General features: G+C 71.7%; 26 protein-coding genes. 11 read left to right on the forward strand and 15 right to left on the reverse strand.

Going from position 1 to position 22,883, the window contains the following annotated elements; all coding sequences use genetic code 11:
- Position 1: 1 nt before the first annotated feature.
- The 6 genes from ACZ6SD_RS09730 to ACZ6SD_RS09755 form a co-directional block, all read right to left on the reverse strand.
- Complete coding sequence (locus tag ACZ6SD_RS09730; RefSeq protein WP_465316500.1) at positions 2–1,324, reverse strand: sulfate adenylyltransferase subunit 1; 1,323 nt, start codon at positions 1,322–1,324, stop codon at positions 2–4.
- Complete coding sequence (gene cysD, locus ACZ6SD_RS09735; RefSeq protein ID WP_465316501.1) at positions 1,324–2,235, reverse strand: sulfate adenylyltransferase subunit CysD; 912 nt, start codon at positions 2,233–2,235, stop codon at positions 1,324–1,326. Before cysD ends, ACZ6SD_RS09730 begins: the two co-directional genes overlap by 1 nt.
- A 6-nt stretch (positions 2,236–2,241) precedes the next feature.
- A complete protein-coding gene (locus tag ACZ6SD_RS09740; protein ID WP_465316502.1) occupies positions 2,242–2,928 on the reverse strand; it encodes a phosphoadenylyl-sulfate reductase in 687 nt (228 codons plus the stop codon).
- Complete coding sequence (locus tag ACZ6SD_RS09745) at positions 2,925–3,092, reverse strand: Insertion element protein (protein WP_465316503.1); 168 nt, start codon at positions 3,090–3,092, stop codon at positions 2,925–2,927. Before ACZ6SD_RS09745 ends, ACZ6SD_RS09740 begins: the two co-directional genes overlap by 4 nt.
- Before the next feature lie 34 nt (positions 3,093–3,126).
- Positions 3,127–4,830 carry a nitrite/sulfite reductase gene (locus ACZ6SD_RS09750; protein WP_465316504.1) on the reverse strand — a complete coding sequence of 568 codons (1,704 nt, stop codon included), beginning with the start codon at positions 4,828–4,830 and terminating at the stop codon, positions 3,127–3,129.
- A gap of 117 nt (positions 4,831–4,947) precedes the next feature.
- Positions 4,948–5,082 carry a putative leader peptide gene (locus tag ACZ6SD_RS09755; RefSeq protein ID WP_465316505.1) on the reverse strand — a complete coding sequence of 45 codons (135 nt, stop codon included), beginning with the start codon at positions 5,080–5,082 and terminating at the stop codon, positions 4,948–4,950.
- Positions 5,083–5,152: 70 nt separating this feature from the next.
- On the opposite strand from ACZ6SD_RS09755, the gene hemW reads away from it, so the two are divergent.
- The gene (hemW, locus tag ACZ6SD_RS09760; protein WP_465316506.1) at positions 5,153–6,367 is read left to right on the forward strand and encodes a radical SAM family heme chaperone HemW; all 1,215 of its coding nucleotides are present in this window, start codon (positions 5,153–5,155) and stop codon (positions 6,365–6,367) included.
- Here the strand turns inward: hemW and ACZ6SD_RS09765 are convergent.
- Positions 6,320–6,970, reverse strand: a complete 651-nt coding sequence (locus tag ACZ6SD_RS09765) for a TetR/AcrR family transcriptional regulator (protein WP_465316507.1) — start codon at positions 6,968–6,970, stop codon at positions 6,320–6,322. The two genes, hemW and ACZ6SD_RS09765, sit on opposite strands and share 48 nt — an antisense overlap.
- Before the next feature lie 58 nt (positions 6,971–7,028).
- Here ACZ6SD_RS09765 and ACZ6SD_RS09770 point away from each other — a divergent pair, with 58 nt between their 5' ends.
- Positions 7,029–8,234 (forward strand): cytochrome P450, encoded by a 1,206-nt coding sequence (locus tag ACZ6SD_RS09770; RefSeq protein ID WP_465316508.1) that lies wholly within the window; start codon positions 7,029–7,031, stop codon positions 8,232–8,234.
- A gap of 375 nt (positions 8,235–8,609) precedes the next feature.
- Here the strand turns inward: ACZ6SD_RS09770 and ACZ6SD_RS09775 are convergent, their stop codons facing one another.
- Positions 8,610–9,053 (reverse strand): permease-like cell division protein FtsX, encoded by a 444-nt coding sequence (locus tag ACZ6SD_RS09775; protein ID WP_465316509.1) that lies wholly within the window; start codon positions 9,051–9,053, stop codon positions 8,610–8,612.
- Positions 9,054–9,173: 120 nt separating this feature from the next.
- On the opposite strand from ACZ6SD_RS09775, the gene ACZ6SD_RS09780 reads away from it, so the two are divergent.
- Entirely contained in the window at positions 9,174–9,455 is a 282-nt protein-coding gene (locus ACZ6SD_RS09780) for a hypothetical protein (protein ID WP_465316510.1), read from the forward strand.
- A gap of 1 nt (position 9,456) precedes the next feature.
- Here ACZ6SD_RS09780 and ACZ6SD_RS09785 read toward each other — a convergent pair whose 3' ends face one another.
- Positions 9,457–10,329: a bile acid:sodium symporter family protein gene (locus ACZ6SD_RS09785; RefSeq protein ID WP_465316511.1), complete on the reverse strand. Its 873-nt coding sequence runs from the start codon at positions 10,327–10,329 to the stop codon at positions 9,457–9,459.
- Positions 10,330–10,493: 164 nt separating this feature from the next.
- Here ACZ6SD_RS09785 and hrcA point away from each other — a divergent pair, with 164 nt between their 5' ends.
- The 3 genes from hrcA (at position 10,494) to ACZ6SD_RS09800 (ending at position 13,463) form a co-directional block, all read left to right on the forward strand.
- Positions 10,494–11,516, forward strand: a complete 1,023-nt coding sequence (hrcA, locus tag ACZ6SD_RS09790) for a heat-inducible transcriptional repressor HrcA (RefSeq protein ID WP_465316512.1) — start codon at positions 10,494–10,496, stop codon at positions 11,514–11,516.
- Between the two features lie 64 nt (positions 11,517–11,580).
- On the forward strand, positions 11,581–12,732 hold the full coding sequence (dnaJ, locus tag ACZ6SD_RS09795) for a molecular chaperone DnaJ (RefSeq protein ID WP_465316513.1): 1,152 nt from the start codon (positions 11,581–11,583) through the stop codon (positions 12,730–12,732).
- Positions 12,729–13,463, forward strand: coding sequence for a 16S rRNA (uracil(1498)-N(3))-methyltransferase (locus ACZ6SD_RS09800; protein ID WP_465316514.1), 735 nt, complete (start codon positions 12,729–12,731; stop codon positions 13,461–13,463). The genes dnaJ and ACZ6SD_RS09800 overlap by 4 nt, the downstream gene beginning before the upstream one ends.
- A gap of 176 nt (positions 13,464–13,639) precedes the next feature.
- Here ACZ6SD_RS09800 and ACZ6SD_RS09805 read toward each other — a convergent pair whose 3' ends face one another.
- The 6 genes from ACZ6SD_RS09805 to ACZ6SD_RS09830 are packed head-to-tail and all read right to left on the reverse strand — an operon-like array spanning position 13,640 to position 18,753.
- Complete coding sequence (locus ACZ6SD_RS09805) at positions 13,640–14,671, reverse strand: Gfo/Idh/MocA family oxidoreductase (RefSeq protein ID WP_465316515.1); 1,032 nt, start codon at positions 14,669–14,671, stop codon at positions 13,640–13,642.
- A 33-nt stretch (positions 14,672–14,704) separates the two neighbouring features.
- A complete protein-coding gene (locus tag ACZ6SD_RS09810) occupies positions 14,705–15,775 on the reverse strand; it encodes a cysteine synthase family protein (protein ID WP_465316516.1) in 1,071 nt (356 codons plus the stop codon).
- A 2-nt stretch (positions 15,776–15,777) separates the two neighbouring features.
- Positions 15,778–16,527 (reverse strand): SDR family oxidoreductase, encoded by a 750-nt coding sequence (locus tag ACZ6SD_RS09815; RefSeq protein ID WP_465316517.1) that lies wholly within the window; start codon positions 16,525–16,527, stop codon positions 15,778–15,780.
- A gap of 48 nt (positions 16,528–16,575) precedes the next feature.
- A complete protein-coding gene (locus ACZ6SD_RS09820; protein ID WP_465316518.1) occupies positions 16,576–17,088 on the reverse strand; it encodes a DUF6309 family protein in 513 nt (170 codons plus the stop codon).
- 19 nt (positions 17,089–17,107) lie between these two features.
- Positions 17,108–17,947 (reverse strand): TauD/TfdA family dioxygenase, encoded by an 840-nt coding sequence (locus tag ACZ6SD_RS09825; RefSeq protein WP_465316519.1) that lies wholly within the window; start codon positions 17,945–17,947, stop codon positions 17,108–17,110.
- Entirely contained in the window at positions 17,944–18,753 is an 810-nt protein-coding gene (locus tag ACZ6SD_RS09830; RefSeq protein ID WP_465316520.1) for a phytanoyl-CoA dioxygenase family protein, read from the reverse strand. Before ACZ6SD_RS09830 ends, ACZ6SD_RS09825 begins: the two co-directional genes overlap by 4 nt.
- 236 nt (positions 18,754–18,989) lie before the next feature.
- On the opposite strand from ACZ6SD_RS09830, the gene ACZ6SD_RS09835 reads away from it, so the two are divergent.
- From ACZ6SD_RS09835 to ACZ6SD_RS09855, 5 genes are all read left to right on the forward strand, one after another.
- Positions 18,990–19,340 (forward strand): histidine triad nucleotide-binding protein, encoded by a 351-nt coding sequence (locus ACZ6SD_RS09835; protein ID WP_465316521.1) that lies wholly within the window; start codon positions 18,990–18,992, stop codon positions 19,338–19,340.
- Between the two features lie 127 nt (positions 19,341–19,467).
- Positions 19,468–20,559, forward strand: coding sequence for a PhoH family protein (locus tag ACZ6SD_RS09840; protein WP_465316522.1), 1,092 nt, complete (start codon positions 19,468–19,470; stop codon positions 20,557–20,559).
- A gap of 34 nt (positions 20,560–20,593) precedes the next feature.
- Positions 20,594–21,142, forward strand: coding sequence for an rRNA maturation RNase YbeY (gene ybeY, locus ACZ6SD_RS09845; RefSeq protein ID WP_091457234.1), 549 nt, complete (start codon positions 20,594–20,596; stop codon positions 21,140–21,142).
- Between the two features lie 6 nt (positions 21,143–21,148).
- Positions 21,149–22,486 (forward strand): hemolysin family protein, encoded by a 1,338-nt coding sequence (locus ACZ6SD_RS09850; protein ID WP_465316523.1) that lies wholly within the window; start codon positions 21,149–21,151, stop codon positions 22,484–22,486.
- Complete coding sequence (locus ACZ6SD_RS09855; RefSeq protein WP_465316524.1) at positions 22,479–22,814, forward strand: cytidine deaminase; 336 nt, start codon at positions 22,479–22,481, stop codon at positions 22,812–22,814. The genes ACZ6SD_RS09850 and ACZ6SD_RS09855 overlap by 8 nt, the downstream gene beginning before the upstream one ends.
- The last annotated feature ends 69 nt before the right edge of the window (positions 22,815–22,883 follow it).

Here is a 22,883-nt window from a genome sequence, read left to right on the forward strand (position 1 = left end):
GTCACGGACCAGGCGTCGCGGCGGCCTTTCCGCCGCTGGTACAGCTCGGGTCCGTCTCCAGTGCCGGGAGGCCCGCTCCCACGAGACCGGCGGCGAGGGTCGACCCGTCCGCCGGGTCGATGACCAGGAAGGCGCCGGTGCGCCGGTTGGCCGCGTAGTCGTCTACCGGCAGCGGCTCGGCCGTGCGCATCCGCACGCGGCCGATCTCGTTGAGCGCCAGCGTCTCCGGGTTGGCCACCGCGGCCAGCTTCTGCTCGTCGAAGCGGGCGTTGAGCTCGCCGACGATGGCCGGGACCGTGCGCGCGCCGTGCTTGACCAGCACCCGCGCCCCCGGCCGCAGCGGCTTGTCCGACAGCCACGCGACAGTCGCCTCGAACTCGTCCACGGCGGCGGGCGCGTCGGCGACCCCGGCGATGAGGTCGCCGCGGGAGATGTCGATCTCGTCGGCCAGCACCAGCGTCACCGAGCGGCCCGCCTCGGCCTCGGCCAGCTCGCCGTCGGGGGTGTCGATGCGGGTGACCGTGGTGCGCAGCCCGGCGGGCAGGACCACGATCTCCTCGCCCGCGCGGACCGTGCCCGCGGCGACCTGGCCCGCGTAGCCGCGGTAGTCGGTGTGCTCGGCGGTGTTCGTGCGGATCACGTACTGCACCGGGAAACGGAACGGCGTGTGGTGCGGGTCGGGCTCGACCGGCACGGTCTCCAGGTGCTCAAGCAGCGTCGGCCCGCCGTACCAGGGGGTGTGCGCGGAGCGCTCGACCACGTTGTCGCCGACCAGCGCCGAGACCGGGATCGAGAGCACCGAGCCGATCGGGTAGCCCAGGGCCGTGGCGTGGTCGGTGAACTCCTTGGCGATGACCTCGAAGGTCTCCTCGTCGTAGCCCACCAGGTCGATCTTGTTCACCGCGAGCACCAGCCGGGGCACGCCGAGCAGCGCCAGCACCGCGGCGTGGCGGCGGGTCTGCTCCAGCACCCCCTTGCGCGCGTCGACCAGCAGCACGGCGAGCTGCGCGGTGGACGCGCCGGTGACCGTGTTGCGGGTGTACTGCACGTGGCCGGGGGTGTCGGCGAGCACGAACGACCGCTTCGGCGTCGCGAAGTAGCGGTACGCCACGTCGATCGTGATGCCCTGCTCGCGCTCGGAGCGCAGGCCGTCGACCAGCAGCGACAAGTCCGGAGTGGACAGTCCCTTGTCGACACTGGCGCGGTGCACGGCGTCGAGGGTGTCGGCCAGCACGGACTTGGTGTCGTACAGCAGCCTGCCCACCAGCGTGGACTTGCCGTCGTCGACGCTGCCCGCCGTGGCCAGCCGGAGCAGATCAGTCATCAGAAGTAGCCCTCCCGCTTGCGGTCTTCCATGGCCGCCTCGGACAGTCGGTCGTCCGCGCGGGTAGCGCCTCGCTCGGTGAGCCTGCTCGCCGACACCTCGGCGATGACCTGGTCGAGATCGGCGGCCTCGGACAGCACCGCCCCCGTGCACGAGCCGTCGCCGACGGTCCGGTACCGCACCGTCAGCTCCTGGACCGGCTCGTTCGCCCTCGGGCCGAACCACGGCCCGGCCGTGAGCCACATGCCGTCGCGCTGGAAAACCTCGCGGCGGTGCGCGAAGTAGATCGACGGCAGGTCGATGCGCTCGCGCTGGATGTAGCGCCAGACGTCGAGTTCGGTCCAGTTGGACAGTGGGAACACGCGAACATGTTCGCCGGCGCGGTGCCTGCCGTTATAGAGGTTCCAGAGTTCGGGACGTTGGCGGCGCGGGTCCCACTGGCCGAAGGAATTGCGTAGGCTGAAGATTCTTTCCTTCGCCCGGGCGCGTTCCTCGTCGCGGCGCCCGCCGCCGAAGACCGCGTCGAACTTGTTCTCGGTGATCGCGTCGAGCAGCGGCACGGTCTGCAGCGGATTGCGCGTCCCGTCCGGGCGCTCCTCCAGTCGGCCGTCATCGATGTAGTCCTGCACGCTCGCCACAACCAGCCGCAGCCCGTGCCGCTCGACGGTGCGGTCGCGGAACGCGATGACCTCGTCCAGGTTGTGCCCGGTGTCCACGTGCAGCAGCGGGAACGGCACCGGCGCGGGCCAGAACGCCTTGACCGCCAAGTGCAGCAGCACGGTCGAGTCCTTGCCGCCGGAGAACAGGATCACCGGCCGGTCGAACTCGCCCGCGACCTCGCGGAAGATGTGAATCGCCTCGGACTCAAGGCGGTCCAACGCGTCCAAGGGCTTGGTTTCCAAGATGCTCATGTGTCCCTACCCGTGCAATCCGCACTCGGTCTTGGCCTGCCCCGCCCAGCGGCCGCTGCGCGCGTCCTGGCCCGGCAGCGGCTTGGCCGTGCACGGCGCGCAGCCGATGGACAGGTAGCCCTCGCTCACCAGCGGGTTCTCCAGAATCCCGTGGTCGGCGATGTAGCCGTTGAACTCCTCGTCCGACCACGCCGCGATCGGGTTGACCTTGACCAGGCCGTTGCGGTCGTCCCACTGCACGATCGGGGTGTTCGCCCGCGTCGGCGCGTCGACCCTGCGCACACCGGTGACCCACGCGTCGTACTTCGCCAGGGTCTGGCGCAGCGGCACCACCTTGCGCAGGAAGCAGCACCGCGTCGGGTCGGTCTTGTTCAGCAGGCCGAACTCGGCCTCCTGGTCGGCCACCGACTGCTCGGCCTCGGCGTTGACGATGCGCACCTCGGGGTAGACCACCGCGACCGCGTCGCGGGTGCCGATGGTCTCGGCGAAGTGGTAGCCGGTCTCCAGGAACAGCACATCGATGTCGCGCTTGGCCTGGTAAGCCAGGTCGATCAGCACGGCGTCCTGCATGTTCGAGGCCACGATGAACTTGTCGCCGAAGGTTTGCGTGGTCCACGCAAGCGCCTCGGCTGCGGTGGCCTCGGCCAGCTCGCGCTCGGCCTTTTCGGCGATCTCTTGCAGTGTGGTGGTCATCGACCCGCCTCCGCTGGTGCGGTGTTGAGATTGAGCCCAATGAACGTGACCGTGAAGACTCGGCGGCAGCCCGCGCACAGCCAGGCCGCCCGCGGCTCCTCCTGCGGCCGCAGGTCCTCGTCGCCGCAGTAGGGGCAGTAGAACGGCGTCGCGCGCTCAGTCATATGCGGCCTCCGCTGCGACAAGTACGTCGGCTGGTCATCGCAAATCCGCGTCGTCAGCCCGCGTGACCCACTGCGCGAACCGCTCGTCGGCCTCGCGCTTGGCGACGAAGTTGCGCACGACCCGCTCCACGTAGTCGGGCAGCTCGTCGCCGGTCACCTTGTGCCCGCGCAGCTTGCGGCCGAACCCGGCGTCGAGGCCGAGGCCGCCGCCGAGGTGCACCTGGAAGCCCTCGACCTGGTTGCCCTCGTCGTCGGTCACGATCTGGCCCTTGAGGCCGATGTCCGCCGTCTGGATGCGGGCGCAGGAGTTGGGGCAGCCGTTGATGTGGATCGAGATAGGAGCCGTTACCCCGTCGGTGATATCGGTGAGCCGGGCTTCCAGCTTGGTGACCAGGTCGACCGCGCGACCCTTGGTCTCCACGATGGCGAGCTTGCAGAACTCGATGCCGGTGCAGGCCATGATCCCGCGCCGCCACGGCGACGGCTCGGTCTGCAACCCCAGCTTCGTCAGCTCCGCCCGCAGGCCCGCGACCTCGCCCTCGGCGACGTCGAGCACGACCAGCTTCTGCAGCGGGGTGAACCGCACCCGGGTCGAGCCAGCCCGCTCGGCGGCCTTGGCGACCTCGACCAAGGTCGAGCCGGACACCCGCCCCGCGATCGGCGCGGCGCCGACGTAGAACTTGCCGTCCTTCTGCCGGTGCACGCCGACGTGGTCGCGCTGCGCGTCCGGGACCTCGGGGGCGGGCCCGTCGACCAGCTTGCGGCCGAGGTACTTCTCCTCCATGACCTCGCGGAACTTCGCCGCGCCCCAGTCCTTGACCAGGAACTTGATCCGGGCGCGGTGCCGCAGCCGCCGGTAGCCGTAGTCGCGGAACACGCTGATCACCGCGCCGTAGACGTCGGCGACCTCGTCCAGCGGCACCCACGCGCCCAGCCGCTGGCCGATCATCGGGTTGGTCGACAGGCCGCCGCCGACCCACACGTCGAACCCGGGGCCGTGCTCGGGGTGCACGACGCCGACGAAGGCGACGTCGTGGATCTCGTGGGCGACGTCGGGCAGCCCGGAGACCGCCGACTTGAACTTGCGCGGCAGGTTGGAGAACGCCTTGTCGCCGATGAACCGGCGCTTGATCTCGTCGATCGCCGGGGTGCCGTCGATCACCTCGTCGGCGGCGATGCCCGCGACCGGGGAGCCCAGCACGACCCGGGGGCTGTCGCCGCAGGCCTCCATCGTGGTCAGCCCGGCGCCTTCGAGCTTGGCCCAGATGGTGGGCATGTCCTCGACCCGGATCCAGTGGTACTGGATGTTCTGCCGGTCGGTGATGTCGGCGGTGTCGCGCGCGTAGGTCTGCGACACCTCGCCGATCACGGCGAGCTGCTGGGTCGTGACCGCGCCGCCGTCGATGCGCACGCGCAGCATGAAGTACTCGTCGTCCAGCTCCTCGGGCTCCAGGGTGGCGGTGCGGCCGCCGTCGATCCCGGGCTTGCGCTGGGTGTAGAGCCCGTACCAGCGGAACCGGCCCCGCAGGTCGCCCGGGTCGATGCTGTCGAAGCCGCCCCGGGCGTAGATGTTCTCGATCCGGTCCCGCACGTGCAGCGGGTTGTCGTCCTTCTTGGACCGCTCGTTCGGATTCAGCGGCTCGCGGTAGCCGAGCGCCCATTGGCCCTCGCCCCGGCGGGCGTGCGCGCGCGTGCCCTTGGCTGCCGGGGTGTTGGTGGGGGGTGTGGTGGGAGCCACCGGTAGTCCTCCGGGGTCGGGGCGCTCGTGCGCGCCCTCGGCAACCCCGTGCGGAACTGGTGGGGATCACTCAGTGGGCGCGCCCGACGCCTGCTGAATGCGAATTCGCGGCGGCGGTCAGCGGTGCTGACGGCACATCGCGCTGGAGACGCGACGGAAGTCCACGTGGCGGCGGGCCACCAGGAAGACTTGAGTCGCGAACATGGGCTCAGCGTGCCACGCGTCCAAGGTGTGGTCCACCGCCATCCGCATACTGGGACGACCGCCACGTCCCTTGCGCCCGGCCGCCGAAAGTGCCGTCCCCACCTGGGATGATGGCCCGGTGGCCTCCACACTCCCCGAAGGCGAACCCGCTCCCACCGACGGCGCGCTGCCCGCTACGGCGCTCGCCGGACTGGGCGCGCGCCCGTTCGGGGTCTACGTGCACGTGCCGTTCTGCGCCACCCGCTGCGGCTACTGCGACTTCAACACCTACACCCCCGGCGAGCTGGGCACGTCCGCGTCGCCCGCGTCCTGGCTGGACGGGCTGCGCCGGGAACTGGACCTGGCCGCCCGGGTGCTCGGCGACCCGCCGCGCGCGGACACCGTGTTCGTCGGCGGCGGCACCCCGTCGTTGCTGGGCGCCGACGGGCTCGCCGCCGTCCTGGACGCGGTCCGCGCCTCGTTCGGCCTCGCGGACGGCGCCGAGGTGACCACGGAGTCCAACCCGGAGTCCACGTCGCCGGAGTTCTTCGCCGGTCTCGCCGACGCGGGCTACACCCGGGTGTCGTTGGGGATGCAGTCCGCGGCCCGGCACGTGCTGACTGTGCTCGACCGCACGCACACGCCCGGCCGGGCCGTCGCCGCCGCCCGCGAGGCGCGCGCCGCCGGGATCGGGCACGTGAACCTCGACCTCATCTACGGCGCCCCCGGCGAGCGCCCGCAGGACCTGGCCGCGTCGCTGGACGCGGTCCTGGCGGCCGGGGTCGACCACGTGTCCGCGTACGCGCTGATCGTGGAGGAGGGGACCGCGCTGGCCCGCCGGGTCCGGCGCGGCGAGCTGCCGATGCCAGACGACGACGTGCTGGCCGACCGGTACGAGCAGGTCGACGCGACGCTGTCGGCGGCCGGTCTGCGCTGGTACGAGGTGTCGAACTGGGCGTCGTCGGAGGCGGCGCGGTGCAGGCACAACCTGGGCTACTGGCTCGGCGGCGACTGGTGGGGCGCCGGGCCGGGCGCGCACAGCCACGTCGGCGGCGTGCGGTGGTGGAACGTCAAGCACCCGGCCCGCTACGCCGCGCTGCTCGCCGAGGGCCATTCGCCAGCGGCGGGCCGGGAGCGGCTCAGCGCCGACGACCAGCGCGTCGAGCGGGTGCTGCTGGAACTGCGGCTCGCCGAGGGCCTGCCGGTCGACGCACTGGACCGCCCGGCGGTCGCCGAGGCCGAGCTGGCGGTCCGCGACGGCCTGCTCGACGGCCCGGCGCTGGCCGCGGGCCGGTGCGTGCTCACCTCACGGGGCAGGCTGCTCGCCGACGCGGTCGTCCGGCGGCTGACCTAGGCCGGGCCGCAGGCCGGTGACCATCCGCAGCATCACCTCGGCGTACTCCGCGCGCAGCCGGAGCTGGTCCGCGCCGTCGGCCTCGGCCAGCCCGACGCCCGCGGCGCCGAGCGCGGAGAAGATCACCCTGGTCGTGGTGGCCAGCGGCAGCGGGACCAGCAGGCCGTGGTCGACCAGGGCGCGCAGGATGTTCTCGATCACCCCGTAGGCGTGCTCCTGCTCCAGCGCGATCCAGCTCTCCCAGCCCAGCGCGATCGGGCCCTCGCGCCAGACCACCCGGCTGTAGACGGGGTCGAGGCAGTAGTCGAGGTAGGCGCCGAGCGCGGCTTGTGCGCCGGACCAGGGGTCCGCCGCCGCGCTGTACGCGGCGTCGACCCGCTGGGTCGCCTGGGTCTCCAACTCGTGCAGGACGGCCTCGAACAGGGCTTTCTTGTTGCTGAAGTGGTGGTAGACCGCGCCCCGGGTCGCCTGGATGTCGGTGGCGATGTCCTCAAGGCCGGTCGCGGCGAAGCCGTCCGTGGCAAACCTCTTGGTGGCGGCGTCGATCAGCGCCGCCCGTGTCGCGTCGGAGTACTGCTCGCGCCGACTCTTGACAGCAGCCATAGGCTGAGACCCTACTCACATACACTGTGTATGTGACCAACGTGGAGCAGGTGAAGCGATGACGGAGACGCTGTTCAATCCCTTCGCGCCGGGGTTCGCCGAGAACCCGTATCCGCACTACCGCGAGCTGCGCGACCTCGACCCCGTCCAGGAGCACCCGCTCGGGTTCTGGCTGCTGTCCCGGCACGCGGACGTCACCGCCCTCCTGCGCGCCGGGATGTCGGCGGAGGAGCGCAACCTGGCCCCGCACCCGGTCCGCGACCAGATGCGCGAGGCCGCTGGCGGCGAGGATTGGCGGTCCGGCGGACTGTCCATGCTCGACCGCGACCCGCCCGACCACACCCGGCTGCGCGGCCTGGTCGCCAAGGTCTTCACCCCGCGCGCCATCGCCGCGCTGGAGCCGAGGGTGGTCGCGCTGGTCGACGCCGCGCTCGACCGCATGGCCGAGGCTGGCCGGTCCGACCTGGTCGAGGAGCTGGCGTTCCCGCTGCCGTTCACGGTGATCAACGAGATGCTGGGCATGCCGCCCGCGGACGAGGCGCACATCCGGGAGCTCACCGGGACCCTGGTCCGCTCGCTGGAGCCACTGGCCGACCCGGACCTGGCCCGGCGCATCGCGGCGGCCGACGCCGAACTGGCCGCGCTGACCGCCGAGGTGATCGCTTGGAAGCGGGCTAACCCCGGGGACGATCTGCTCACCGCTCTTATCCACGCCGAGGAGAACGACGCTGTCCTCACCGATGACGAGCTGGTCGCCCAGGTGATCCTGCTGTATGTGGCCGGGCATGAGACCACGGTCAACCTGATCTCGAACGGTGTCGTGGCGTTGCTGCGCAATCCCGGCCAGCTGGCGGCCCTGCGCGATGACCCCGAGCTGGTCGGCAACGCCGTTGAGGAGTTGCTGCGCTACGACAGCCCGGTTCAGTCCAGTAGGCGGATCACCCTCGCGCCGTTCGAGGTGGGCGGTCGGGAGATCCCGCCGGGGACGTTCGTGGTTGCCAGCCTCGCGTCGGCCAACACCGATGAGCGCTTCTGGGGGGCGGACGCGGCCGAACTCAAGCTCGACCGTCCGAACGCTCGTTTTCACGTGTCCTTTGGCGCGGGGCCGCATCACTGCCTGGGCGCTGCCCTCGCACGTCTGGAAGGTCGGGTGGCGATCGGGCGCCTGGTGCGGCGGTTCCCTGACCTCGCGTTCGACGGCGAGGTCGAGTGGAACGGCCGGATCAATCTGCGTGGGGCGGCGAAGGTTCCCGTTCGCGTGTGAGAGGTGGGGCCTGCTCGATGGGGTGGAGTGGTTTCTTCGGGGCCCCTACGAAGGAAGATCGCCCGTGTGAAAGAGGGTGGGAAGCCTACGGCCTCACACGCGCAGCCAGCTTAGCGATCTTCCTTCTCCCCCGAAGAAACCACTCCACCCCATCGAGCACCTGGCAGCGTTGGGTGCGGCCTGGCAGGAACGCGGGTTCGCTGTTCGGTCCGCACCATCGGGCACCTGGCAGCTTCGGGTTCCTGCTGGTAGGTGCTCGGGTTCGCTGTTCGGTCGGCACCATCGGGCACCTGGCGCGCGTGGGTGCGGCTGGTAGATGGGTGGGGGTCGCAGGGGTTCCGCTGTGGCCGCTCGCCGCGTACCCGGACGGGCGCCTCAGTCCGGCTCTGGTGGCCACGCGCAGGGGCTCGCCTCGACCGAATCGGCCGAGGTCAACTCCTGGCGCAGGCGCTCCGCCATTCGGCCCTGGTCGACGTTCGGCGAGACCGCCACCCACACTGAGGCAGGCAGCGCCTCCGGGCGGGCCAGTTTCACCAGTTCGGGTTGGTCTTTGAACAGCACCTTGAACCGCTCGTAGGCCGCCATCTGGTCTTCGGTCGCGATGGCGGCGATGTCCGGGTCGCCGCGCAACTGCTCGACCACTTGGCGCATCTCCGGGTCTCCCTTGGCATACACCAGGATCTGCGCGGGGTTCGCGCGGCAGTGCTCATGGCCCGCCGCGGGCGGACGGGGAGGCGGGGGAGCGGGCGCCGCTGTCTCGGTCGCGCAGCTTGCCAACAGCAGCAGTGCGAGGGCCGCGCCTGCCCGGGTTCTCGTCATGGGCGTCACTGTGGCAGGTGGTGAGTGACCCGGCGGCGGGTTTTCGTCTAGTGGTATCCGGGGTGTGTTTCGGGGCTCTTGTTGGCTGCATGCTGTTTCCAGCCAACTCCGGGAGCGCCCATGTCGGTCACCTTGCAGGACATGCGCAGACGCTTAGCCGCTGACGCGGTCGACTATGAGGACGTCGCCGCGCTGGGGCCCGCCGTGTTGCCCCATCTGGCCGAGTTGGCGGCGGGGCCCGAGACCGTGCTCGCGTGCAAGGCCGTCTATCTCGCCAGTCTCATCGGGGGACCGGACTCGACCGTGATCGTGGCGGGGGCGGCGGGGCATGAGGACCCGATCGTGCGGATCGCGGCTGCTGCCGCTTTGCGGAACCTGGAGTGGGCGGCTGGGCGGGGCTGAGTCAGGCGACGGCGGCGACCGGGGTTTTCCGGCGGCTGATCAGCCAGGCGAAGATCGCGGCGGGGAAGAACATCGCGACCCCGTAAACCGCCGCCGGGACCGCCATGGTCGCGTTGTTCAGCAATGACACGGCGATGGTGATGGCCAGGGCCGCGTTGTGGATGCCGATCTCGAACGACGAGGCGATCGCCTGCGGGCGGGGGACCCGGGCCAGCAGCGGCACCGCGTACCCGATGGCCAGGCTCAGCACGCACAGCAGGACCGCCAGCAGCCCGACGGCGCCGATGTGGCGGGCGATGTTGGCCCGCTCGGCGAGCATTGTGCCCACGATGACCGCCGCCAGAACCACGATCGACGCGATCCGCACCGGCCCCCGCAGCCGGGCCGCCGCGCCCGGGAAGCGGCGCGCGATCGCCATCCCCACCGCGACCGGGATCAGGACGATCGCGAACACCTGCACCATCTTCCCCGGTTGCAGGCCGATGCTTCCCGACGCGCCGAGGAAGCCCGCGAGGGAGAGGTTCACGATGATCGGCAGCGTCACGATCGCCAGCACCGAGTTGACGGCGGTGAGGGTGATGTTCAGCGCGACGTCGCCGCCCGCGAGGTGGCTGTAGATATTGGCCGTCGTCCCGCCCGGCGACGCCGCCAGCAGCATCATCCCCACCGCGAGGTCGGGCTCCAGGTCGAACAGCAGCACCAGGCCCAGGCACAGCGCGGGCAGCACGATCACCTGCACGGCCAGGGCCAGCAGCACGGCTCTGGGCATCTTGGCGACCCGAGTGAAATCGGCCACCGTCAGCGTCAGGCCGAGGCCGAACATGATGATCGCCAGGGCGATCGGCAGGAACACCGTGGTCAGGGGGGATGACACTATGCCGCTCCAGACACCGCGTGGGTGGAACCCGATCCGAGCATCATTCAGACGATCGGGCCGAGGACGCAACCACGAGTCGATCTCAGGGCGAATCGACCAAGGACGCCCGGCGCTCCGTAAACTTGACTCGACACGGGTCAAGCACGCGAGGGAGGTGGCAGGTGGTCAGCACTGACGAGCGCCGATTCGAGGTGCTGCGGGCGATCGTCGCCGACTACGTGAGCAATCAGGAGCCGGTGGCCTCGAAGGCCATTGTCGAGCGGCACAACCTCGGGGTGTCCAGCGCCACAGTGCGCAACGACATGGCGTCGCTGGAAGAGGACGGCTACATCACCCAGCCGCACACCAGCGCGGGCCGCATCCCCACCGACAAGGGCTACCGGCTTTTCGTGGACCGCCTCACCGACGTCAAGCCGCTCAGCGCCGCGGAGCGCCGCGCCATCCAGAGCTTCCTGGAAGGCGCCATCGACCTCGACGACGTGATGCGCCGCAGCGTCCGGCTGCTCGCCCAGCTGACCCGCCAGGTCGCGATCGTGCAGTACCCCACGCTGACCACGTCCACCGTCCGCCACGTCGAACTGGTCAGCATCACCCCGGCCCGGCTGATGATGGTGCTGATCACCGACACCGGCCGCGTCGACCAGCGCATGGTCGACCTCGGCGACGTGGTGTCCGACGACGCCGTCGCCCGGCTGCGCGCGATGCTGAACTCGACCCTGTCCGGCAGCAGGCTCACCGACGCCGCGGCCAAGGTCGCCGAGCTGCCCGAGACCGCGCCGAGCGAGCTGCGCGAGCCGATGACCCGGCTGGCCACGGTGCTGGTCGAGTCGCTGGTGGAGCACCCGGAGGAGCGGCTGGTGCTGGGCGGCACCCCGAACCTCACCCGCAACGCCGCGGACTTCCCGAACTCGCTGCGCCAGGTGCTGGAGGCCCTGGAAGAACAGGTCGTCGTGCTCAAGCTGCTCGCCGCCACCGCCGATCCGGGCACCATCACGGTGCGCATCGGCGGGGAGAACGAGGCGGAGGAGATGCGCAGCACGTCGGTGGTGTCCATCGGCTACGGCACGCGTGCGACCCTGCTCGGGGGCATGGGCGTGGTCGGGCCGACCAGGATGGACTACCCCACCAACATCGCCGCGGTCCGCGCGGTGGCGAACTACGTCGGCGAGATCCTCGGACAGTAAGAGGGCTCTTTCCGAAAGACGACAATGGGTCCCCGGCGTGCCCGGGGCAGGAGGACTGGACACGGTGGCGAGGGACTACTACGGCACTCTCGGGGTGCGGCAGGACGCGACCTCCGACGAGATCAAGCGCGCCTACCGCAAGCTCGCGCGCGAACTGCATCCGGATGTGAACCCCGACGAGGCGGCGCAGGCGCGCTTCCGCGAGGTCACCGCCGCGTACGAGGTGCTGTCGGACCCGCAGAAGCGCAAGATCGTCGACATGGGCGGCGACCCGCTGGGCAACGGCGGCGGTGGCGGGCGCGACCCGTTCGCCGGGTTCAGCGGCCTCGGCGACATCATGGACGCCTTCTTCGGCGCGGCGGGCGGCGGCGGTGGCCGCGGCCCGCGCAGCCGGGTCCAGCCGGGGTCGGACGCGCTGCTGCGCATCCAGATGACCCTGGAGGAGTGCGCGACCGGCGTCAGCCGGGAGATCGCGGTGGAGACCGCGATCCTGTGCGACGTCTGCCGCGGCGCGGGGACGGCAGCGGGCACGTCCCCGATCACCTGCGACACCTGCGGCGGGCGCGGCGAGGTGCAGTCGGTGCAGCGCTCGTTCCTGGGCCAGGTCGTCACCGCGCGCGCCTGCCCGACCTGCCGGGGCCTCGGCGAGGTCATCCCCGACCCGTGCCACCAGTGCGCTGGCGAGGGCCGGGTCCGGGCGCGGCGCACGATCACCGCGAAGATCCCGCCCGGTGTCGCCGACGGCATGCGGGTGCGGCTGTCCGGCCAGGGCGAGGTCGGCCCGGGCGGCGGCCCGGCGGGCGACCTCTACGTCGAGGTCGAGGAGCTGCCGCACGCGACGTTCGAGCGCGCGGGCGCCGACCTGCACTGCACGCTGCGGGTCCCGATGACCACCGCGGCGCTGGGCGCGGCGCTGCCGCTGGAGACCATCGACGGCTCCGTGGAGCTGGAGCTGGAGCCGGGCACCCAGCCCGACACCGAGCTGGTCCTGCCCGGCCGCGGCCTGCCCCGGCTGCGGTCCACCGGCCGGGTCGACGGCCGCGGCGACCTGCACGTGCACATCGAGGTCGAGGTGCCCACCAAGCTCGACCCCCGGCAGACCGAGCTGCTGCGCGAGCTGGCCGCCCTGCGCGGCGAGGAGGAGCACACCCTGGCCGGGGCCAACGGCCGCCCGAGCGGGCTGTTCTCCCGGCTGCGGTCGCGCCACACCCGATGACCCTGGCGCTGTTCCTGGTCGACGCGCTGCCCGCGGCGGCGGCGTTCACCCTCGACGGCCCGGAGGGCAGGCACGCCGCCGCCGTCCGGCGGCTGCGCGTCGGCGAGGAGCTGCTGGTCTCCGACGGCCGGGGAGCGGTGGCCCGCTGCGCGGTCGCCGCCGCGGCCCGCGACTCGCTCGACCTGAGCGTGGTCGACCGCTGGACCGAGCCCCAGCCCGCGCCGCGCGTCGTGGTCGCCCAGGCGCTGGCCAAGGGCGACCGGGGCGAGCTGGCGGTGGAGCTGGCCACCGAGGCGGGCGCGGACGCGATCGTCCCCTGGCGCGCGGCCCGCTGTGTCACCAAATGGGATGACGGGCAGCGTGGTGAGAAGGCTCTCAGTCGCTGGCGCAGCACCGCCCGGGAGGCCGCGAAGCAGGCTCGGCGGCCCTGGGTGCCCGAGGTGGCCGACCCGGTCGGGCTGCCCGGACTTCTCACCCTTGTGGGGGAAAGTTCGGCCACCCTTGTGCTCGAAGCGCACATGGCGACGCCGTTGACGGCGGTCCCATTGCCCGAAACGGGTGACCTCGTGCTCGTCGTCGGTCCTGAAGGCGGACTCGCTGATCACGAGATCGCCGCGCTCGAAGCGGCGGGCGCGCGCTCGGTCCGGTTGGGACCGTCCGTTCTGCGCACCTCCACCGCCGCCGCGGTGGCGCTGGGTGCCCTGGGCGCGCTGACCGCACGCTGGCGCTGACCGGCGACCAGGGTTTATTCTTTACCGGCAACGCCTCCACGGTCCGCCGTGGACGCGTGCGACGACTACCGCCGGACACCTCCCCCCTCGGTCCGGCGGCGCCGCGCGGGGCGGTGGAGCGACCCCCAGGCTTCACCGCCCGCGCGGCTTCCTCCTTTTCTGGGCCCGTTTCCCGATCACACCGGCAGGACCATGCCGAGCCCGAGTCGTTCGGCGGCCCGCACCGCCTCCGCCGCGACGGCGACGTCCAGCACGCCCATGCCGAACGGGTTGCTCAGGATCACCTCGTCGTCGGACGTGCGGCCGGGGTGCCTGCCCGCCACGACGTCGGCGAGCGTGCCGTCCACGGTCCTCGGGCCCGTCCGCACCGGCCCTGCGGGTCCCCTGCCCGGCCCGAGCAGGTCCCCGTCGCGGTGCATCCGGCCGAGCAGCCTGCGCGTGTCGGCGCTCACCAGTGGCCAGTCGTCGACCAGGACGACCTCCGCCCGCAGCACCACCTCGGCGAGCACGTCGTCCAGGGACACGTGCGCGATCAGCGCGCCGGGGCGCAACCAGTCGTGCGGGAGGTAGCCGGTCGTGGTCGTCGTCGCGGTCACCACGACGTCGGCTCCCCGCACGGCGTCTTCGCACCGGGTCGCCGCGTCGCAGGCCACGTCGCCCGCGAACGCGCGCGCCACCCGCTCGACCCGGTCGGGGTCTTGGTCGTAGAGGGTGAACACCGCGCCGGGGTGCGCCGCGGCCAGCATCCGGACGTGGGTGGCGCCGATCGGCCCGCACCCGATCACCGCGACCCGCTCGACCGGCCGCCGGGCGAGCGCGCGCACGCTCAGCACCGTGTACGCGGCCGTGCGCAGGCCGCTGAGGTGCGCCGCCTCCATGATCGCTGTCGGGTGCGCGGTCTCCGGGTCGAACACCAGGGTGAGGCCCTGCGCCCGAGGCAGGCCGCGGCCGGTGTTGCCCAGGCTGGCGTTGATCACTTTCAGGCCGACCGCCCGGGGCTCGCCCCACAGCGCGCCGGGCAGCGCGAGGCTGCGGGCCGGGCTGCCCCCGGCCGTCTCCCAGCCCAGGTACGCCTCGTCCGGCAGGGTCGTGCGCCCCTCGGCGTGCAGCAGCAGCGCCCGCTCGACGACCGCCACCACGTCCACGTCCTCGGCGGCGCGCACGACGTCGGCGCGGGGCAGGTACCGGATTTCCTGACCGTCAGCCATTGACGACTCCTTACCTGTTCTGTGTTAGCGCTGTCAGCCGTGCCTGCCGCGCAACAACCGGAACCCCACGCCGCGGCGCACGGCGTGCTCGGCGGCCAGCACGGGCGCGAGCGCGTGCCGGGCCGCGAGCCAGGTGTCGTCATAGAGCGTGGCCCGGTACCGGTTGCCGCCGTCGGCGATGACCGCCACCGGGAACCGCGGCGGGGGGACACCGGCGCGCGCGGCCGACCGGATCGCCGACACGGCCGCCGCGACCGCAGCGCCCCCGGACCCGCCCACGCTCAGCCCGGTCTCCCGCGCCAGCGCCCGGCAGTAGGCGATCGCCTCGATGTCGTTGACCCGCGCGGCGTGGTCGTAGTGCTCCGCCCGCAGGAACGACGACTTGCGGGTCGCGCCGATCCCGGTGAGCAGGTGCGGGTGCGCCCGGTCGGACAGCACCAGCGACCCCTCCACGTCCACGGCGTGAATGCGGGCCGAAGGCGCGGTGAGCCGCAGCGACTCGGCCACCCCTGCGAGCGTCCCGCCCGTGCTCACCGCGACGAACACCGCGTCCAGGTCGCCGCCGGTCTGCCGCAGCAGCTCCGGAGCCAGTGTCGTGCGGTGCGCCTCCGGGTTGCCCCGGTTGCCGTACTGGTCGGTCCACCGCAGGCCCGGGTCGGCGGCCAGCAGCTCGGCCACCTTGGCCATCCTGGTCAGCAGGTAGCCGCCGTGCGCGTCCCGCTCGGCCACCTCCACCACCCTCGCCCGGTTCGCCAGCAGCGACTCGCGGACCTTCGGCGGCGCCTTGGGATCGATGACCGCGACGAACCCGCAGCCCAGGTTGCCCAGCAGCCACGCCAGCGCGATGCCGAGGTTGCCCGAGGTGGACTCCACGACCCGCGACCCGGGCAGCAGCGGGGCGTCGGCGTCGAGTTCGGCGACCAGCCCCAGGGCCGTGCGGTACTTGATCGACCCGGTGGGGTTGGCCTGTTCCAGCTTCAGGCCAAGGACGTGGGAGCGGCCCGCCACGGTGACGCGGAGCCGGACCAGCGGGGTGTTCGTCATCGTGGCGAACCGGGGGCCGCCCAGGGCGGTCAGGCTCGCTCGGGCGGGCTGGGCGGTCATGGTCATCCTCGTCCGACGTAGGGCATTTTGGTCGGCAGCACGGTGACGTACTGGACGTTCACGTCGAGTGGCATCGAGGCCATGAGGAGAACGGTGTCGGTGACCTGCCGCATCTCCATCGTCGGCTCCACGTCGAGCGAGCCGTCCGCCTGTTTCGACGGCGGCTGCTCACCGCCGTCCGGCGGGCGCACGTTTCCGAGGTCGATTTGCCCGCACGCGATGTCGAATTCGCGGCCGTCGAGCGACAGCGCCTTGGTCAGCCCGAGAACGGCGTGCCTGGCCGCGGTGTAGGCGATGGCGTTGGGCCGGGGGACGTGCGCGGACGGCGCGCCGTTGTTGACGATGCGCCCGCCGCGCGGCGACTGCTCCTTCATCAGCCGGAAAGCCTGCTGCGAGCACAGGAACGTGCCGGTGACGGTGTCGTGCACGACCCGCGACCAGTCCGCGTAGGCGACCTCGTCGATCGGCGTCGCGGGCATTCCCTTCCCGGCGTTGTTGAGCAAGAGGTCCAGACGCCCGAACCGGGCCCGCACGGTGTCGAACAGGGCCGCGACCTGATCGGGTTTCCCGATGTCGGTGGGAACGACCACGACCCGGTCCTGGCCGAGGCCCGACAGCGCCGCGGTTTCCACCAGGGGATCGCGGCGGCGGCCCGCCAGCACGGCCGACCACCCGTCGTCCAGAAGGGCGAGCGCGCAGGCGCGGCCGATTCCGCTGCCCGCGCCGGTGACCACGCAGATCTTGCTGTCCATGTAATCCGAACCCCTGTCGGTGCTGTCGGTCCGCCGCGCGCGCCGGGCTCAGAGACCGGCCACGTACGCCTCCACTTCGGCGTCGGCGAGCAGGTTGTGCAGTTCCCAGGAAACGAGGCGGTGCAGCCCGTCGAGGTGCACCAGGCCGTCCCGGACGCGCAGATCCGCGTAGTCGGGGCGGTCGATCGCCCGGGTGCTCAGGAAAACCGGTGTCGGCTCCCGCGCGCCCATGCGCTCAAGCTTGCGCCAGCAAGTCGGGCACAGCGTCGCGTAGCGGCGGGTGATCGGGGACAGCCACGCCGCCGCGTCGGCGACGGTGAGCCCGGACGGGGGGACGAGGGTGATCGCGCCTCCTTCGCTGGTGTGCCAGGGCAGAATGACGTCCCGGACCTCAGACCGTCCTAACGCGACTCTCGTCCACCGCGCGAACAGCTCGTCGGCGCGCCGCAGCGACAGCAGCGCGTCGCGGTTGGTGTTCGCCTCGTGCGCGCGGTCGGCCATGTGCTCGGCGGTGAACCGGCGCAGGACCTCATCGAAGTCGACCGTCTCCAGAACCCGCATGCCCGCCCGCCCCGCGCCGTCAGGCCCGCGGGCCGAACCGCAGCCAAAGCCGCAGCATCCGCCGTGCGGCCAGGGGATCGGCCGAGTCCACGAACGGGGACCGTCCGTGCAGCGCTTTGCTGCTTTCCAGCAGCAAGAGGTCGCCCGCCGCCATCGACAGCCGGTGTTCCACCTCCGGCCTGCGCAGCACCTCGTCGAGGAAGTCCAGCGCCTCCGTCTGCTCCCGGGTCAGACTTTTTCCGTGCAGCGCAGGGGTTTTGCGCGCGGTGCGGGGCGAGTAGTAGCAGCCGACCGACCCGTCGTCCTCGGTGATGATCGGCCGGACGATCAGCTGCGGGCCCGGACGGCCGCGCCGGTCGAAACTCCAGTCGGCCCGGAGCGTGGCGAGCACGTCCGGGCGCTCGGTCCGCAGGATCTCGTGCACCTGCCGCACGCTCGCCAGCAGGGTCTGCCCGCCGCCGTCCGCGGCCGGGCGCAGGCACAGCAGGATGAGCATGTCGGTGGTGTCGGTGTGCAGGGCCAGTTCGGTCGCCCCGTCGCCATCGGTGTCGCGGAGTATCTCGAAGTACGCGCCCCGGGGCGTCTGCGGCACGATCTCCCCGAAATCCCTTACGGCGAAGCAAAGACAGCGGACCGCGTCGGCCTCGGACAGCGTCGGGTCGAACGCGTCGGCGATCAGGGCGACGCCGGTGGCCTCGATCGCCTGCCGCGCGAAATCCCGGATTCTCGCCCGCACCGGCGCGGCGGCGTCCCATCGACCGGCCAGGCAGTCTTCGCGCAGCAGGGCGCGCTCCTGCCCGGAGAGCCGCGTCGTCCACCGCTCCCGGGCCCGCAGATCCGTGACCAGGTTTCCCGTCATGCGCGGCTCGTTCGCGCCGTGGGCCGGGTGTACTCGGCGAAATGCCGCTCGGCGAACAGATCCGGCAGGCGGCCGTGGTCCAGCCGCAGTTCCCGCGCCCTGGCCAGCATGTGCCGCCAGTACGGTTTGACGCTGGGCCAGCGGATCCCGGTCTGGCAATAGGACCCGTCGATCAGGTAGCGGGGACCGCCGCGCTCGGCCCGCGACGGCCTGCGGGCGTGGAACAGCGCGGAATGCAACAGCACCGTCGAGCCCGGCGGCAGATCCTCGATGACGACTTCGCCGGGCAGCGCCGCCGTGCCGAGATGGGCGCGCGCGGTCTTCTCCGCCACCTCGCGGTGCGACCCGGGAAGCGTGGCCAGCCCGCCGGTCGACTTGTCCAGCCCGGCCAGGTAATGCATCGCGTGGACCATCACGTGCGTGCGGTGGGACTGCGGGCTCTGCTCGTAATCGTGGTGCCACGCCTTTCCCGGCGAGCCGGGGTCGCGCCGGTCGCTGTGCAGGTGGTGAAACGCGAACGTCGGCGCGATGATCTGGGCGAGCAGCGCCATGAGCGCCGGATAGGCGACCAGTCTGCCGTGCGCGGGCATCTCCAGTTCCAGCAGCGGCGGCGCGGCGCGCCCGGGTGCGGCGCACGCCGCGATCGACCGGGCCCGGTGCCCCGCGTCGACCCAGTGGTCCACTTCGGACTTGAGCTGCCCGACCAGATCGGCGGGCAGGAATGCCGGAAGGATGAGATAGCCGAGTTCGGTGAACCGCTCGACCTGGTTCGCGTCGAGGCGTGGCAGGGTGTGCGTCTTTCCCATAAGCTGCTCCGCGATGAGCGCGCCGGGTTCCGCGGCGAACCAGGCGGGAGTGTGCTCATTCTTTCCGCTTGTCCTCCGATCACACGTCGGAACGATAAGTGTCCCCCGTCCGTGGTCTTTGTCGTAATTCCACAAATAGGTGAAGCGGATTTCTGTCGAGTAGTCCGAAGTGGAGGAAAACCGCGTCGGCCGCCATGCCGTTCCCGGCTCGGCCGCGGTCCCATTACGCTGCACGCATGAGCACCGCGGACTGCCTGTTCTGCAAGATCATCGCCGGCGACGTGCCCTCGACGGCCGTGCACAGCACCGACACCGTGTACTGCTTCCGCGACATCAGCCCGCAGGCGCGCGTGCACGTGCTGGTCGTGCCCCGGGAGCACCACGAGGACGCCCGGGAGCTGGCCGCGAGCGACCCCAAGGTGCTCGCCGACGTGCTCACCGCGGGCGCGGAGGTGGCCAGGATCGAGGGGATCGAGGAGTCCGGTTACCGGTTCGTGTTCAACACCGGCGAGGACGCCTCCCGCACCGTCTTCCACGCCCACCTGCACGTTCTCGGCGGTGAGCGGCTGGGCGGGTTCGGCCGCTGAGCCGTTTTCACCGATGCGCGCTGTCGGTCCCTGGGACTAGCATCGGTGGCACAGGCTGAGCACGGCCGAACAGCCGACCGGACAGCACCGAACAGCGCGGTGGCGCAGAAGGCAGGACCGAGAGCACGTGACGGGTACCGCACCAGGGGGAGACCCCCGTCGTTCCGCCACTCCGACGACCGCATCGGCGACGACCACCCCGGCCACGGACGCGCAGTCCCGGTTCGCCATCCCCGAGGGCGCCGTGCTGGGCCTGCTCGGCTCGCGCGACGAGAACCTCCGCCTCGCTGAGGACCTGCTCGACGCCGACGTCCACGTCCGGGGCAACGAGGTCACCCTCTCCGGGGCCCCGGCCGACGTCGCCTTCGCCGAGCGCGTGTTCACCGAGCTGGCCACCCTCGCCGGGCGCGGCCAGCAGATCGGCCCGGACACCGTCCGCCGCACGGTCGCCATGCTCTCCGCCGGGGTCAGCGAGTCGCCAGCCGAGGTGCTCAGCCTCGACATCCTGTCCCGGCGTGGCCGCACCATCCGGCCCAAGACGCTCAACCAGAAGCGCTACGTCGACGCCATCGATGAGAACACCGTCGTGTTCGGCATCGGCCCGGCGGGCACCGGCAAGACCTACCTGGCCATGGCCAAGGCGGTGCAGGCGCTCCAGGGCAAGCAGGTCAACCGCATCATCCTCACCCGCCCGGCCGTCGAGGCTGGCGAGCGCCTCGGCTTCCTCCCCGGCACCCTCTACGAGAAGATCGACCCGTACCTGCGCCCCCTCTACGACGCCCTGCACGACATGATCGACCCCGAGTCGATCCCCCGGCTGATGCAGGCGGGCACCATCGAGGTCGCCCCCCTCGCATACATGCGTGGCCGTACTTTGAATGACGCCTTCATCATTCTCGATGAAGCGCAGAACACCACGCCCGAGCAGATGAAGATGTTCCTGACCCGGCTCGGCTTCGGCTCCAAGATCGTGGTCACCGGCGACATCACCCAGATCGACCTGCCCGGCGGGCAGCGCAGCGGCCTGCGCGTGGTCAAGGAGATCCTCGACGGCGTGGACGACGTCCACTTCTCCCAGCTCACCAGCGGCGACGTGGTCCGGCACAAGCTGGTCGGCGACATCGTGGACGCCTACGAGCGTTGGACGGTCAGCCAGGAGGAAGAAGAGGAAACCCGGCGCGGGCCGGTCCGCGCGGGCGGCAGGCGGCAGGGCCGCTGAGACAGGCCGGACCAGGTGTGGGGACAATGAGCCGGTGAGCATCGAGATCGCCAACGAGTCGGGGGTGGCGGTCGATGAAGCGTCGATCGTCTCGGCCGCCCGGTTCGCGCTGGACCGGATGAACGTCAGCAAGCTCGCCGAGCTGTCGGTGCTGCTTGTCGAACTCGACGTGATGGCCGACCTGCACGAGCGCTGGATGGACCTGCCCGGCCCCACCGACGTGATGGCCTTCCCGATGGACGAGCTGGACTCCGCGCGCAGGCCGGACGCCTCCGAGGCCGGGCCCGCGCTGCTCGGCGACATCGTGCTGTGCCCGGCCTTCGCCAAGGAGCAGGCGCGCGCGGCGGGCCACGGGCTCATCGATGAGCTGCACCTGCTCACCGTGCACGGCGTGCTGCACCTGCTCGGCTACGACCACGCCGAGCCCGCCGAGGAACGCGAGATGTTCACGCTGCAGAAGCGCATCCTCGCCGACTTCCGCACGGCCGCGGCCGAGGCGAAGCGGCGCGCGGAGCAGCGCGTCGAGGACGACAAACTGCTCGGCGCGGTCGGCCTGGCCGAGCCCGATCGGCCTGAGGACTGAGCGCGGGTGTCCGCCGATTCGCTCGGCCTGCTCGTCGTCGCGGTCGTGCTGGTGCTGGCCGCGGGGAGTTTCGCCGGCGCGGACGCCGCGCTGTCCGCGGTGTCCAAGGCGCGGGTCGAGGGTCTGGTCCGGGCGGGCCGCACCGGGGCGAAGCAGTTGCTCGCGGTCGTCTCCGAGCGGCCCCGGCACATCAACCTGCTGCTCCTGCTGCGGCTGAGCTGCGAGCTGGCCGCCACGGTCCTGGTCGCGTTCGTCTGCATGCGCTCGGTCGCCCCCGGCTGGGCCGCCGGGCTGACGGCCGTCCTGGGCATGACCGTGGTGTCCTACGTCCTGGTCGGCGTCGGCCCGCGCACCATCGGCCGCCAGCACCCCTACGGCGTGGGGCTCATCGCGGCGGGCCCGGTGCGCGTGCTGGGCTCGGTGCTCGGCCCGCTGTCGCGGTTCCTGATCCTCGTCGGCAACGCCATCACCCCCGGCAAGGGCTTCCGGGAGGGCCCGTTCTCCTCCGAGGTCGAGCTGCGCGAGCTGGTCGACATGGCCCAGGAGCGCGGCGTTGTCGACGCCGACGAGCGCGAGATGATCCACTCGGTGTTCGAGCTGCGCGGCACGATCGCCCGCGAGGTCATGGTGCCGCGCACCGAGATGGTGTGGATCGAGCAGGCCAAGTCGGTGCGCCAGGCGCTGGCGCTGTCGCTGCGCACCGGCTACACCCGCATCCCGGTGATCGGCGAGAGCGTGGACGACATCGTCGGCGTGGTCAACCTCAAGGACCTGGTCCGCGCCTCGATGGAGGCGGCGGCCGAGACCCAGACCGTGGCCGACACCATGGGCCCGGCCACGTTCGTGCCCGACACCAAGCGCCTGGACGACCTGCTCCGCGAGATGCAGCTCTCCAAGAACCACCTGGCCATCGCCGTGGACGAGTACGGTGGCACCGCGGGTCTGCTCACCATCGAGGACATCCTCGAAGAGATCGTGGGCGAGATCACCGACGAGTCCGACACCGACGACCGCCCGCCCGTCGAGCACCTCTCCGACGGCGCGGTCCGGGTCAGCTCCCGGTTGCCGGTGGAAGACCTCGGTGCCCTGTTCGGGCTGGAACTCGACGGGCAGGACGTGGAGACCGTGGGCGGCCTGCTCGCCCAGCGGCTGGGACGTGTGCCACTGCCGGGTGCGGAGGCGGAGATCAGCGGGCTACGGTTCCGGGCCGAGGGCGGCAAGGACAACCGCGGCCGGATGCGCATCACCTCGGTGGTCGTGCGCCCGACCCAGGCCGTGGATTCGCGGGCGCGGACCGGCGCCGCCGACGACCAGGAGTGGGAGAGGAGCGGCGAGCGTGGCTGAGCTGGACCCGGAGGACGCGAAGATCGTCACGTTGGCCCGGTCGAGTCGGGCCAGGACCGGCGCGGCCGAAGGCGCCGCCGTCCGCGACACCGACGGCCGCACCTACGCCGCGGCCACCGTCGCGCTGCCCTCGCTGCGGCTCACCGCGTTGCAGGCCGCCGTGGCCGCCGCGGTGTCCAGCGGGGCCGAGGGCATCGAAGCCGCCGCCGTGGTCACCGAGTCCGGCGAGGTCGACGCCGCGTCGGTCGCCGCCGTGCGGGACCTGGCCGCGGCCGCCCCGGTGCTGCGCGCCGACGCCTCCGGCGCCGTCATCGACGTGCTCAGGTGAGCGAGCTTGCGGGTGAACCATTGACGCAGTGCGTGGGCGCGTGGGGCCGCCGAACAAGTGAGGTGGTCC

This window comes from Actinokineospora sp. NPDC051303, assembly GCF_055586285.1.

Excerpts from the sequence above, each read along its gene's own strand:
- cysD (WP_465316501.1), bottom strand. The coding sequence starts at position 2,235 with ATGAGCATCTTGGAAACCAAGCCCTTGGACGCGTTGGACCGCCTTGAG.
- ACZ6SD_RS09820 (WP_465316518.1), bottom strand. The coding sequence starts at position 17,088 with ATGCGGGTTCTGGAGACGGTCGACTTCGATGAGGTCCTGCGCCGGTTC.
- ACZ6SD_RS09815 (WP_465316517.1), bottom strand. The coding sequence starts at position 16,527 with ATGGACAGCAAGATCTGCGTGGTCACCGGCGCGGGCAGCGGAATCGGC.
- ACZ6SD_RS09755 (WP_465316505.1), bottom strand. The coding sequence starts at position 5,082 with ATGCGGATGGCGGTGGACCACACCTTGGACGCGTGGCACGCTGAGCCC.
- ACZ6SD_RS09780 (WP_465316510.1), top strand. The coding sequence starts at position 9,174 with ATGTCGGTCACCTTGCAGGACATGCGCAGACGCTTAGCCGCTGACGCG.
- ACZ6SD_RS09775 (WP_465316509.1), bottom strand. The coding sequence starts at position 9,053 with ATGACGAGAACCCGGGCAGGCGCGGCCCTCGCACTGCTGCTGTTGGCA.
- ACZ6SD_RS09805 (WP_465316515.1), bottom strand. The coding sequence starts at position 14,671 with ATGGCTGACGGTCAGGAAATCCGGTACCTGCCCCGCGCCGACGTCGTG.
- ACZ6SD_RS09835 (WP_465316521.1), top strand. The coding sequence starts at position 18,990 with ATGAGCACCGCGGACTGCCTGTTCTGCAAGATCATCGCCGGCGACGTG.
- ACZ6SD_RS09800 (WP_465316514.1), top strand. The coding sequence starts at position 12,729 with ATGACCCTGGCGCTGTTCCTGGTCGACGCGCTGCCCGCGGCGGCGGCG.
- ACZ6SD_RS09830 (WP_465316520.1), bottom strand. The coding sequence starts at position 18,753 with ATGGGAAAGACGCACACCCTGCCACGCCTCGACGCGAACCAGGTCGAG.
- ACZ6SD_RS09745 (WP_465316503.1), bottom strand. The coding sequence starts at position 3,092 with ATGACTGAGCGCGCGACGCCGTTCTACTGCCCCTACTGCGGCGACGAG.
- ACZ6SD_RS09810 (WP_465316516.1), bottom strand. The coding sequence starts at position 15,775 with ATGACCGCCCAGCCCGCCCGAGCGAGCCTGACCGCCCTGGGCGGCCCC.
- ACZ6SD_RS09770 (WP_465316508.1), top strand. The coding sequence starts at position 7,029 with ATGACGGAGACGCTGTTCAATCCCTTCGCGCCGGGGTTCGCCGAGAAC.
- ACZ6SD_RS09730 (WP_465316500.1), bottom strand. The coding sequence starts at position 1,324 with ATGACTGATCTGCTCCGGCTGGCCACGGCGGGCAGCGTCGACGACGGC.
- ACZ6SD_RS09825 (WP_465316519.1), bottom strand. The coding sequence starts at position 17,947 with ATGACGGGAAACCTGGTCACGGATCTGCGGGCCCGGGAGCGGTGGACG.
- ACZ6SD_RS09740 (WP_465316502.1), bottom strand. The coding sequence starts at position 2,928 with ATGACCACCACACTGCAAGAGATCGCCGAAAAGGCCGAGCGCGAGCTG.
- ACZ6SD_RS09765 (WP_465316507.1), bottom strand. The coding sequence starts at position 6,970 with ATGGCTGCTGTCAAGAGTCGGCGCGAGCAGTACTCCGACGCGACACGG.